This window comes from Corallococcus praedator (genome assembly GCF_003612125.1).
GTDB lineage: Bacteria > Myxococcota > Myxococcia > Myxococcales > Myxococcaceae > Corallococcus > Corallococcus praedator.
In genome coordinates this window covers 1-11,180 of the sequence record NZ_RAWI01000319.1, presented here as the reverse complement: position 1 = coordinate 11,180, position 11,180 = coordinate 1, and the positions used below count along the sequence as shown (strand labels likewise).

Here is an 11,180-nt window from a genome sequence, read left to right as displayed (position 1 = left end):
CACCCAGGCCGCCGCCCCCGGACGCCACCTGCCCGCGACGTACGCGAGCGGCGCGCACGCCAGGGACAGCAGGAGGGGAAGCAGGAGGACGGGCATGGTGGGCGAAGGGGCCCACGTTAGGAGTGGCCCACCGAGCCAGGCACACAACCGTCATCCCACCGCGTGGAGCGTCACCCCGCGGTCACTCGGGGCGCGGGCGCCGTGCGCTGGTGGACAGCTACAGCGACTCCAGCAGCTCCCGGCACTCGCGCCGCCAGTGGAGCGCGGGGGCCGGCACCTGGCGCACGCGCACGGAGCCGTTGGAAGGCTCCCGCGACAGCAGGCGCACCTCTTCCGGACGCACCTGCTCCAGCAGGTCCGGCGAATGCGTGGACAGCACCACCTGCACGGGCTGCCCTCCGGTGGACTCGCCGCGCGTCATCGCGCGCAGCAACTCCAGCACCTCGCGCACCAGCCCCGGATGCAGCGCGCGCTCCGGCTCATCCAACGTGAGCAGCTCCGGCAGCGGCCGCTGATACGGCAACAGCAGGAACGCCAGCAACCACAGCACCCCGTCCGACACATGCTCGGAGCCGAACCACACGTCCGGACTCCAGCGGTCGCGGAAGCGCAGGCGGAAGGAGCGGTCCTCCAGGTCGCGCGCCACATCCACCTCGGACAGCGATGGCACGCGCCGCGCCAGCTCCTGGGAGATGACCTCGCGCGTGGACATGGGCAGCGCCGCGAAGACGCTCGCAAGGTTGCCGCCCTTGCGCTCCAGCCAGGTGGCCTTCGCGGACGAGCCTCCCGCGCGCAGCGCCTCCATGCTCAGCGCCAGCTGCTGCGTGGAGTGCCCCTGCCCCGGCAGCGTGTCCATCACGTTGAACGGATACACCACGCGCGTGCGGTCGCCGTGCGCGTACGTCCACTCGATGGAGAGGGGCCGTGAATCATCCAGGCGCCAGAAGTCGGTGGGCTCGTACGCGAGCTGGTGCTGCAGGCCCTCCAGCACGGCGCTCTTCCCGGAGGCCGTGGGCCCCACCAGGACGGTCAACGGCTCCAGCGCGAGCTTCACGCCAAGCAAACACCGGAAGTGCTCGAAGTGGACGGATGAAATCACTCCCGGGAGCCTAACGGGCTCCCCCCAGGGGACGTCCATGCCCACACGGGCCCCCCGGTCGCATGCTCCCGGGGATGGCAGGAAGGCACCCGCTCAGGACTTCAGCGCGCGCGCCCGCACGGGCACCGACGCCGTCATCACCGACGCCGCCCCCACGTACACATCCACCGGCGACAGCGGCCCCGCGCCCGGCAACGCCGCCACCTCCCGCACCACCTCCGCGCCCGCGTGACAACACGCGCGCAGGTCCGCCTGGAGCCGCGCGCCCGTGTCCTCCTGCCGGGGCGCGTCGAAGAGCAGCCGGCCCAGCACCTCCCGGGGCGCGGGTGACAGCTCACGCAACCCCGCCTCCACCTCCGCGGGAGCCGAAACAGCGGCGCGGCCCGTGACCAATTCCAGCAACACCCGCCCCAGCGCGCGCAGGTCCGCGTGCGCCTCCAGCGGTGCGTCCACCGCTTCCTCCGGAACCGGCGGCGGTGCGACCTCATCCGGCCGGATCGGCGATGCGAAGCGCCGCAACAACCGGCACGCGGGACGCAACCCGAAGTCCGTCAGCGTCACCTCACCCCGGGGCCCCAGCCGGATGCGATTGGCGCGCACGTCCCCGTGCACCACCCGCGTCACATGCGCGGCATGCAACGCGCCCGCGACCTCCGCGCCCACGTGACACACGAACGCTTCCGACAGCCGGGCACCCCGCCCCGCCACGCGCCTGCGCGCCGTGGCCAGCGAACAGCCGGGGACGTAGTCCGACACCACCGTCAACGTGTCGCGCGCGTCCACCTGGAAGCCGTGCAGCCGCGCGATGCCGGGATGCCGCAGCGGCACCGCCTGCGTCAGCGCCTCCTCCAGCGGAAGCCGCGTCTCCGGACCCAGCCCCGACGCCAGCAGGTACGTCTTCACCACCAGCGGGTGCTCCCCCCGCTGACCCTGCTCCAGCGGCCACACCAGGGACACCCACTCCCCCAGCGGTCCCCGCCCCAACGGATGGATGGGCGCGAACGCGGGCAGCCGGGAAGCGAACGGAAGCACGGACATGACGACCTCCAACCCAACACATCCAACCTGGGACGTCAACCCACCCGTCCCGACGCCACGGGTCCTGCCTCCTCCGACACCCGGGCACGCGGCCAGGGTGCCGGAAGAGCCACGGGGACTAGAAGTAGCCGCCGACCGTCGTGGAGATGCCGAGCGTCACGTCGTTGCCGGAGAAGTTGCCCTGGCTGCTGCCGAAGCTGAAACCCTGGTCGCTGATGAGCGCGCGCACCTGGGGACCCGCGCCGACGAAGAAGTGGTTGGTGACGTGGAAGAGGACGGGCGCGTAGATGTCCAGCACGAAGGACACGTCGCTGTTGTCGGGGATGTGCCCGAAGTGGATGCCGAAGCCCAGCTTGGGCCAGAACGACACGCGCTCGTTCAGGGGCAGGTTGTAGCCCACGCGACCCAGCACGCCGAGCCCCACCACGGTGGAGTCACCGAAGCCCAGCGCCAGCTGCGCGGCCGCGCCCACCGACAGGTTCTGCTGGAGGAAGTAGTCCGCCGCCGGCTCCAGGTTGATCTGGAAGATTTCGTTGCCGGTGTTGTAGCCCAGGAAGCCGGACGCATCCTGGCTGATGACCAGCTGGCCCGGCTGACCGAAGTCCGACGCCTTGCCGGGATCGCTGTTCAGGCTGGGCGCTTCCGCCGCCACCGCGTTCGCCGACACCGCGAGACCCGCCACCAACGCCAGGCCCGTCCACTTGTTGTTTCCACGCATCGAGTTTCCCCTCACGTTCGCGCCCGGCCGACCCTTCCCGGTGCGCATGCGGGGCCCCTTCTAATCAAAGGCCGCCGCGATGCGAGGATGTTTTGCCGCTTCCCGACACTTCCGGGGTCACAACTCCATCTGCTGAACAGCGCCACGAATCCTGATCGCGGCCATCAGCGCGCGGCGCGGGCCACGCTCCGGGCCCCCAGGGCCGCCCCGCCCAGCACGCCGCCCGCGAGCGCCGCCAGTCCCAGCGTCGCCGTGAAACGCACCCACGCGGGGGTCGGCGGCACGCTGCCCCGGGGCCCCACGCCCTGCGCCACCGGGGAGAACAGGTTGCCGTCGGGCCGCTCCAGCGGCGTGCGCGTCGTCTGCATCCGCGCGCCCAACCGGCCCAGCACCGCCTTGCCCACCCACGGCGCGACGGCGTCGAGCGCCAGCATCAACCGCCCCTGGAGGAACGCCGGCACCGACGTGCGCCCCGGCCGCTTCGCCAGCCGCACCACCGCGCGCGCCACCAGGTCCACGTCGTACGTGGGCGGCACCGGCACGGGCCTGCGGCGCAGCATCGTCGGCGCATGGTCGAACATCGGCGTTGACACGGACGGCACCAGCACGTTGGACACGTGGATGCCGGTGCCCGCCAGCTCCAGCTCCAGCGACTTCGCCCACCCCAGCGTCGCGTGCTTCGCGGCCGAGTACGCCGACAGCAGCGGCGCCGCGCCCGACGCCAGCATGGACTGGATGTTGAGCAGGTGGCCGTGGCCCTGCTGGCGGAAGTGCGGCAGCACCGCGCGCGCGAAGCGGAAGTAGCCGAAGCACGACACGTCGAACACGCGCGTGATGTGCTCCCACGGGAGCCGGTCGAAGTAGCCGTAGGACTGCACCGCCGCCGCGTTCACGAGCAGGTCCACGCCGCCGTAGTGCGCCACGCATTCGCGCACCACGCGCTCCACGTCCCCGGGCACCGTCACGTCCCCTTCACACACGAGGCACTCACCGCCGCGCTGGAGCACCTCCGCGCGCAGCTGTTCCAGCGCGAACTGGCGACGCGCGGTGACGCACAGCCGCACCCCGGCCTCCGCCAGCCGCACCGCGGACTGCCAGCCCACGCCGCTCGACGCGCCGGTGACGATGGCGACCTGCCCCCTCAAGTCCTCGTGTCGTGCCATGGGCGTTCGCCCCTCCCCCCATCAGGTGGGCCTTCCTGCGCCGGGCGGCATGACGAAGCGTCCGAAGACGTCCGGACAGCCCTCCCTCGCCCGGTCGCCCTGCGTGCCGGGGGCGGGGCGTGTCCCGCGCCGCCCTTCCGGTGCACCTGGAGAAAAACGGCCCCACCCTTATGGGCCAGGAGCGCGCGGGACTTGGAAACCTTGGGAGCACGCCATGCCAGAGCACACCCCCAGCCCGGTGACGGATGAGTCGCCCCAGCGGCTCGTGTCGCGGGCCATCGACCAGAGCCGGAGGCAGGCACAGGCGGAGGTGGTGAAGGAGGAGCTGCGCCGCGACGCACGCCAGCTCATGAAGGCCGCGGCCCTGCTGGGCGGCGGGGCCCTGCTCGCGCTGAGCGGCGCGGCGGCGCTGACCGTCTCGCTGGGCCTGCTGGCCTCCGCGCGCGGCACCCTGTTCCTGGGACTGGGCCTGGGCGGCGCGGGGGCCGTGCTGGGATGGCAGGGCGCGCGCCGGCTTCCCGGGCAGCCGTTGGGGAAGCCCTTCAGGAGCCTGCGCCGGGACCTGGACGCGCTTCGTCCTTCCCTCTCCTGAAGTCTCGACAGGACACACCCGGTCCCCTGGAGCGTCAGGTCCCGGCCGCCGCCCGCGTCCGCCCCCGCGCCCTGGAGGCCCCGTGTCGTCCACCCAGACCGACCCTTCCGCCGTGCCCGTCCCCGCGTCCTTCGCGCACCTGCGCCGCTTCCCACTGGACGGGGCGCTGCTGCTGTTCGACCGCGACACCGGCACCAACGTGCGCTGCGAGGGCGAGGAGACCGCGCACCTTCGCGCCCGGGCCCCGCGCGCCATCCAGTTCGGCATCACCAACCGCTGCAACCTGGCCTGCACCTTCTGCTCGCGGGACGTGGAGGCGAAGAGCGACTGGACGCAGGACAGCGCGTTCGCCGTGCTCTCCGGCCTCGCGGACGCGGGCGTGCTGGAGGTCGCCTTCGGTGGAGGCGAGCCCTGGGCCTTCCCCCACTTCGAAACGCTGGTGCGCCGGCTGTACGACGAAACCCCGCTCGCGGTGAGCTTCACCACCAACGGCCTGGCCCTCACCGCGAAGCGGCTGGCCGCCGTGCGGGGCCGCTACGGCCAGGTGCGCGTGTCGCTCTATGAGGACAACGACTGGCGCCGCACCGTGGGCCGGCTCGCGGACGCGGGCGCGCGCTTCGGCGTCAACTACCTCGTGACCCCGGAGCGCCTGCCCTCGCTCGAAACGGTGGTGCTGGAGCTGGCCGCCCTGGGGTGCCGGGACGCGCTGCTGCTCAGCTACAACGGCCGCGACCGCGCGCTGCACCTGGACGCGGCCCAGGCCCGGGACCTGTCGCGCCGCGTGGCCCTGCTCGCACGGGCGCTCACGCCGCGCTGCCAGCTCAAGCTCGACGTGTGCTGGGGCGAGCGGCTGGAGAACGTCCCCCGCCTCTTCGACAAGCAGGACTGCGGCGCGGGCCGCGAGTTCCTCGTGCTCACCTCCGATCGCAAGGTGATGCCGTGCAGCTTCCACCACCTCGCCTTCCCCGTGACGTCCGCGCAGGACGTGATGACTGTGTGGCACGGCCAGCGCGCCCGGCTTGCCTCCGCGTCCACCCTGCCCGGCTGCGCGCGCACGCCGGGCCATGGCCTGTCTTCCCCGTCGGGAGCCCCCTCATGAAGATCCACGTGTGGAACGCCTTCGCCAGCAACAACAGCGGCAGCTACACCGTGGTGGGCGCCTTCGACGACACGGAGGTCGCCGCTCGGGTCGCCGCCGAACTGTCCCAGGCCGCCACCGCGCACGCGGCCTGGGCGGAAGAAGGGCAACAGAAGGGCTTCGGCCATGCGCCGCGTCCCTCGCCGCTGGAGGCGCTCGCCCTGCGCCACGGGCTCGGCCGCCCCTTCGACACCGACTCCGGCATGGGCCCCTACGACTCCTTCACCGACCTGCCCCAGGTCTGGGCCATGGGCCACCAGGTGTTCGTGTACCACCCGTTCACGCTGGACCTGCCGCACCTCTTCGGCGAGGCGATGTACGCGCACGGGGGGCGCGTGGAGACGACGCTGGAGCACGTGCACCACCCGGTGGTCAGCCTCTTCAGGCTGTCGGTGCCCCTCGCGGGTCGGCCCGGACAGGACATCCCGGCGCGAGCCGCCGCCCTCGTGGAAGCCCTTCACGCCGAGGACGGTCCCCTCACGCAGCACGTCTACGCGGAGCCGTGGGTCGCCTGGCAGGTCCATGCCGGACACCCCTACGCGGGCACGGACCTCACGCTGGGGGTGGCCTTCGACGAACTGGTCGAGGGCTTCCGAGGCGTGGAGGCCCTGGCGCGCGAGCATGGCTTCACGCTCAACGTGAGCCTGTCCGAAGCGTGGAGCGACGGCGCGGATCCGCTGGGCTTCCTGCGCCCTTGCGTCCCGCCCCTGAAGCAGCCGCTCTACGACGTGGTGCTCACCGAAGCGGGCGCGACCCCCACGAAGGAGCTGACGCGGACCCTCGCGGGCCTGCGCCGGACGTCCGAGTACGCGGTGCGCACGTTGCACGAACGCCTGCCGGCGACGGTGGTCCGCCGCCGTCCTCCCGGCGTCGCGGAGGCGATGGCGGCCCTGCTGCGCCGCGAGGGCGCCATCGTGGAGCTGCGGCCCTCCACGACGTGAGGGCGCTTCAGCTCCAGGAGATGTCGTAGACGGCTTCCACGAGCGACCGCGCGTGGCCCTTCACCTGCACGTCATGCACGCCGGTGACTTCCAGGGCCGCGCGCAGGATGCCCTCCGTGTAGGGCACCGGCATCAGGGTGCGCATCATGGAGATGCGCCCCGCCGTCGGGCCCGACCACTCCACGGTGCGCTCGCCGAAGTTCAGGGCCATCCGGTAACCCGACTGCATCACCTCCATCAACCGCTTCGGGTCTCCGCTGGCCTGCTGCACCAGCTCCCGGGCGAACATGGAGTGGAGGAAGTCCAGCATGGCCTGGGTGCCAATCTGGCGCATCGCCGCGTCGAAGTCGCCCACCAGCGGCGCCAGTTGCCAGGCCGCCGCGTAGGACAGACGCAGGAAGCGGGGGAACGGATAGGACTGCGTGGCGACGTAGTCCGCCGTCTCGTCCGTCTGCTCCAGGATGCTCGCCACCGCCTTCTCGCCGCCCAGGAAGCGCACCGCGTCCAGGGCGCCGAGGAAGAACATGCCTCGGGACGTATCCTCCTCGGTGGTGACGCCCAGCCGGGCCGTCAGGTCGCGTGCGATGTCCTCTGGAAGGTCCAGTGTTCCGCGCGGCATCGTTCGTCCTTTGAAAGGCAGAGGGGGAGTCCGCCGGACCGGACCATTCCACAGGTCACGCCCTACCGCGAGTCCCCATCTGTCCCCACGACACATGTTTCATGACGTGTGAGGTCCTTTCGGTCCGGGTCCCGGAGAGGGCAGCAAGCGGCGCACCATCTCCAGCAGCTCCTTCACCGACACAGGCTTGCGCAGGTAGTCCACCGCGCCCCCAGGCTGGAAGGGGCTGCCGGACAACACGACGATGGGCACGCCCTCCAGCATCCGCTCTTTCGACAACCGTAAGAGAAAGGACTGGCCATCCAGCACCGGCATCATCAGGTCCAACAGCACCAGCGCCGGAGGCGGGTTGGCCTTGAGCCAGGCCCACGCATCCTCACCATGTACGCACTGCGCGACCTGATAGCCCTCCATCTCCAGCAGCGTGCTGACCGCGTCGCGAATGTCTTCTTCGTCCTCGATCAACAGGACGAGAGAGGGACTGTCTGGCATACGGGTCTCCACTCGCTCCTGTCACGTTCGAGTTTCCTCGTGACGTCTGGCCTCCGTGCGTTCGCCGGACGATATGGGGGTCGTCGGGCAAAAGCGGGAGTGGCGTTGACACGTAGATTCACAACGGTTGACCCCGGGTCCTGATTCTCGAAAAGAGGTCGCGAAAGAGGTCGCGAAGGACCGGGGTTGACGATCGCGGGGACGCGCCTTACGGCCTGCGGGGCGTGCGATGCTCGCCTTACCCTGTCAGTAGGGGGTGCTAGGTTCGGGGCATGATCGAGTCCATCACGCTCCAGAACTTCAAGAGCTTCGGCGAGGAGCAGGTCATTCCACTGGAGCCCATCACGGTGCTCGTGGGGCCGAACAACTCGGGCAAGTCGAACTTCATGAGCGTGGCGCGGTTCCTGAAGAACAGCCTCGTGGCCGGCATCAGCACCGCCGCGAACCAGGAAGGGGGCTTCCTCCTTCACACGCCGCCTTCCGGAAACAACCGCTGCATCATCGGCTGGCGGATGGATGGCATTCAGTACTCCGCGACCCTGGGTGCGGACCTGTCCGTCGTCGAAGAGAAGGCCTTCGACACGACCGGGAACAAGGTCGATTTCAACGGCGCCACGATTCGCACCAATACCCAAGGCATTGGCCTTATCCGGCGCGACAGCGACACGTTCACCTTCGCCAAGTCAAACCTGGGAGTTGCAACCCCCATCCCGCTCCTCGGCCTGTGGGCGCCCTTTCGCAACACCCGGTTCATCAAGCTCTCGCTTGGCGCACTGCGGGCCGACAGCGAAGTCATCCCAGAGCCGGAGATCGGCTCGGATGGTCGCGGGCTCGCGGCCGTCATCGGTCTCTGGCGCGGCGCCATGCCGGAGAAGGTCGAAGCGCTGAGTGGCTTCCTGTCCCGCTGCCTGCCCGAAATGAAGGACGTGCTCGTCCGTCCAGCGCCCACGCCGGGCCATCAACGCCTGTGGTTTCGGCAGAGGGATGGATTGGAGTTCGATGCCGAGCATGTCTCCGACGGCGTCCTCGCGTTCACCGCGCTGGCCATGCACGCGCTGAGCGCGGAAAAAGGACAACTGCTGTGCGTCGAGGAGCCCGAGCAGTCCATCCACCCGAAGCGACTTCGTGAGCTGGTGGATCTCCTCAAGGACATCGTCCGCGAACGTGGCTGCCAGTTCATCATCGCGACCCACTCGACGGTCCTTCTCAACGCCTTCCGCGACGAAACCGAAGCCATCCTGCTCTTCCGCCGCTCCGAAACTGGAACGCGCGTGAAGCGTTTGAGCGATGTGCCGGAGTTGGTGGAAGCCCTCCAGCAGGCACCGCCCGGGGAGCTCCTGGAGACGGGTGCTTTCAGCGCGGCGTTTTGAGGGTCCCTGTGCTCACGGTCGCCATTGCCAGTGAGTTCCAGGCCTACGACGGCGAACTCTACCGCTATCTCCTCGAACGGATCCTCGGCACCTCCGTCCAAGCGTGGAAGAGCGAGATCGAGTTCAACGGATGCAGGCATGTGCGAAAGCAGGCCGGGTTGTACCTGGAGGAAGCCGCGCGGCAGGGCGTCCGCCACGCACTCGTCGCCATCGACAACGACGGAGGCAGTAAACGCGGGCTCCCACATCTCACGGAGCACGATGCCACTCGTGAATGCGCGGATCCTGACGGCTGTCGCGTGTGCTGGCTGCACAGCACCCTTCCCACAAGCTGGCGCGAGGACCCCTATCGCTCCTGCGTGGTCGTGCCCGTGCAGACGCTGGAGACGTGGCTCCTCGTCAGCAAGAACCACCGGTTCACCGAACCGTCTCCGGAGCAGCGCTACCAACGAACCGTCCTGAAGAAGGACTGCTTCGGCAAGCCTCTGCCTTCCAGCCAGGAACAGAAGCGCATCGCGCTTGAGTGGCTCCAGCATCCGGAAGCCCTCACGAGACTGGCACAACGCCCCAGCTTCCAGACATTCATCGACCAGGTGAAGACCTGGTGAGGCTCAGGGGGCCGACGGGTTCGGCACGTCCCGATCCAGGGGACGCGGCTTCCGAGAAAGCCACTGCGCCAGAGCGCCATCCAGGATTCGACCTGTCGTGGCCTCGTCGTACTTGAGCGAACGTCCCAGCGAGCGGGCGGCGTCCATCAACACGGCTTCCAGCTTCGTGATTGCGCGCAGCGTCGCGTTGTTCATCCCCCGCGCGCCCATCCTCCGCCGTGCTTCCTCACTGGCACGCGGAGGACCCAGCACGGGAAGGTAATTCACCAGGGCAGACGCGAGCACATCGGGTCCTGCCTCACGGGCGAGGGCGGCGAAGCGTTCGCTGAGAAGCAGGACGAACCGCTCCAGTTCCTGCCGCTCGTCAACCATGCGCGTCCCTGTGTCGAAGGACCAGACCGTGAACGCCTCCGAGTGGGGAACGCGCATCTCCGACAACTGCTTGAGCAGCGAAAGGGTGATGACGTACTCCGGCGCTCCACCAGGGCTCTCCAACCGGACGCCGACGACCTGACTCCCGGACCGCAGCCGCTCCTTGAGCAGGCGCAGGAAGGGCTCGCCCTCTGGCCCCTCCAATGCCTGGCGGATCCACATGTTCCAGTCCCCGGTCATCCCGGAAGGGTCCATCCTTCCCCCCACTTCGTCAACCTGCTGGACAGCCAACATCCTCACTCTGTCGAATGCCCTGCCCGCTCCTCACCGCTCCGGCAACACCACGCCGTAACGTGCCAGGTCCTCCGGCGTGTTCACGTTCGCCAACGCGCGTGCCCGTGGATCCACGGCGCGCAGCGCGGCTTCGGGCAGCGTCCGGGTCCGGAAGCGCGACAGCACCTGGCGCAGGGACGGGTCTTCCGCCAGCGCGTCACCCCACCGCGCCACCAGCTCCGCGCGGTACGCGGCGAGCAACGGCTCCCAGCGTCCCTCGCGCTCGAAGCACACCGCGTCCACGTCCTCCGCCCGCGCCTCCAGCACCACGCGCGCCACGGCCTGCGTGATGAACGGCATGTCGCACGCCACCGCGAACACCCACGGCGTGCGCGCCGCGCCCAGCGCCGCGTGCACGCCGCCCGGTGCGCCCTTGCCCGCCACCGCGTCCGCCACCGTGCGCAGTCCGAAGCGCGCATAGGGCGCCGGTGCGTTCGCCACCAGCAGCACGTCCCCGAACGACGCCCCAAGCCCCACCAACCGCTCCAGCACCGGGCGCCCCTCCACCGTCAGCAGGCCCTTCACCACGCCGCCCAGCCGGGTCCCCTGCCCTCCGGCCAGGATGGCCAGCGTCACGTCGGGAAAGGTCGCGGATCCGTCCATGTCCACGGAACGCTACACAGCTTTCCCTCCGTCCACGCTTGCTTGAATCTCCAAGGAAGCACGCCACTCCCGGGATTTCACCGGGATGGGAGGG

General features: G+C 69.9%; 14 protein-coding genes. 5 read left to right on the top strand and 9 right to left on the bottom strand.

Annotated elements, in window-relative coordinates; all coding sequences use genetic code 11:
* Window positions 1-217: 217 nt before the first annotated feature.
* From D7Y13_RS30710 to D7Y13_RS30695, 4 genes are all read right to left on the bottom strand, one after another.
* A complete protein-coding gene (locus D7Y13_RS30710) occupies window positions 218-1,099 on the bottom strand; it encodes an AAA family ATPase (RefSeq protein WP_158620381.1) in 882 nt (293 codons plus the stop codon).
* A 93-nt stretch (window positions 1,100-1,192) separates the two neighbouring features.
* A complete protein-coding gene (locus D7Y13_RS30705; RefSeq protein WP_120534270.1) occupies window positions 1,193-2,137 on the bottom strand; it encodes a protein kinase domain-containing protein in 945 nt (314 codons plus the stop codon).
* A gap of 118 nt (window positions 2,138-2,255) precedes the next feature.
* Window positions 2,256-2,903: a hypothetical protein gene (locus D7Y13_RS30700; RefSeq protein WP_120534269.1), complete on the bottom strand. Its 648-nt coding sequence runs from the start codon at window positions 2,901-2,903 to the stop codon at window positions 2,256-2,258.
* Between the two features lie 116 nt (window positions 2,904-3,019).
* Window positions 3,020-4,018 carry an SDR family NAD(P)-dependent oxidoreductase gene (locus D7Y13_RS30695; RefSeq protein ID WP_120534268.1) on the bottom strand — a complete coding sequence of 333 codons (999 nt, stop codon included), beginning with the start codon at window positions 4,016-4,018 and terminating at the stop codon, window positions 3,020-3,022.
* Between the two features lie 214 nt (window positions 4,019-4,232).
* On the opposite strand from D7Y13_RS30695, the gene D7Y13_RS45945 reads away from it, so the two are divergent.
* From D7Y13_RS45945 to D7Y13_RS30680, 3 genes are all read left to right on the top strand, one after another.
* Window positions 4,233-4,610, top strand: coding sequence for a phage holin family protein (locus D7Y13_RS45945; protein ID WP_158620382.1), 378 nt, complete (start codon window positions 4,233-4,235; stop codon window positions 4,608-4,610).
* An 82-nt stretch (window positions 4,611-4,692) separates the two neighbouring features.
* Window positions 4,693-5,709, top strand: a complete 1,017-nt coding sequence (locus D7Y13_RS30685; protein WP_120583986.1) for a radical SAM protein — start codon at window positions 4,693-4,695, stop codon at window positions 5,707-5,709.
* Window positions 5,706-6,689, top strand: a complete 984-nt coding sequence (locus D7Y13_RS30680; protein ID WP_120583987.1) for a hypothetical protein — start codon at window positions 5,706-5,708, stop codon at window positions 6,687-6,689. Before D7Y13_RS30685 ends, D7Y13_RS30680 begins: the two co-directional genes overlap by 4 nt.
* Before the next feature lie 7 nt (window positions 6,690-6,696).
* Here the strand turns inward: D7Y13_RS30680 and D7Y13_RS30675 are convergent, their stop codons facing one another.
* The 3 genes from D7Y13_RS30675 to D7Y13_RS48810 all read right to left on the bottom strand — a co-directional run bounded on the left by D7Y13_RS30675 (window position 6,697) and on the right by D7Y13_RS48810 (window position 8,188).
* Window positions 6,697-7,308 (bottom strand): TIGR02265 family protein, encoded by a 612-nt coding sequence (locus tag D7Y13_RS30675; protein WP_158620383.1) that lies wholly within the window; start codon window positions 7,306-7,308, stop codon window positions 6,697-6,699.
* Between the two features lie 99 nt (window positions 7,309-7,407).
* Window positions 7,408-7,800, bottom strand: coding sequence for a response regulator (locus D7Y13_RS30670; RefSeq protein WP_120583989.1), 393 nt, complete (start codon window positions 7,798-7,800; stop codon window positions 7,408-7,410).
* Window positions 7,801-8,059: 259 nt separating this feature from the next.
* On the bottom strand, window positions 8,060-8,188 hold the full coding sequence (locus tag D7Y13_RS48810) for a hypothetical protein (protein ID WP_255424439.1): 129 nt from the start codon (window positions 8,186-8,188) through the stop codon (window positions 8,060-8,062).
* Between D7Y13_RS48810 and D7Y13_RS30665 the strand changes: the two genes are divergently transcribed.
* Window positions 8,127-9,170 carry an AAA family ATPase gene (locus D7Y13_RS30665; RefSeq protein WP_233602158.1) on the top strand — a complete coding sequence of 348 codons (1,044 nt, stop codon included), beginning with the start codon at window positions 8,127-8,129 and terminating at the stop codon, window positions 9,168-9,170. The genes D7Y13_RS48810 and D7Y13_RS30665 overlap by 62 nt on opposite strands.
* 8 nt (window positions 9,171-9,178) lie before the next feature.
* Window positions 9,179-9,778 (top strand): hypothetical protein, encoded by a 600-nt coding sequence (locus D7Y13_RS30660; protein WP_120583990.1) that lies wholly within the window; start codon window positions 9,179-9,181, stop codon window positions 9,776-9,778.
* Between the two features lie 3 nt (window positions 9,779-9,781).
* Here the strand turns inward: D7Y13_RS30660 and D7Y13_RS30655 are convergent, their stop codons facing one another.
* Both D7Y13_RS30655 and mobA read right to left on the bottom strand, forming a co-directional pair.
* Window positions 9,782-10,390 (bottom strand): hypothetical protein, encoded by a 609-nt coding sequence (locus D7Y13_RS30655; protein ID WP_120630857.1) that lies wholly within the window; start codon window positions 10,388-10,390, stop codon window positions 9,782-9,784.
* Between the two features lie 84 nt (window positions 10,391-10,474).
* Entirely contained in the window at window positions 10,475-11,086 is a 612-nt protein-coding gene (gene mobA / locus D7Y13_RS30650) for a molybdenum cofactor guanylyltransferase (RefSeq protein ID WP_120534260.1), read from the bottom strand.
* Between the last annotated feature and the right edge of the window lie 94 nt (window positions 11,087-11,180).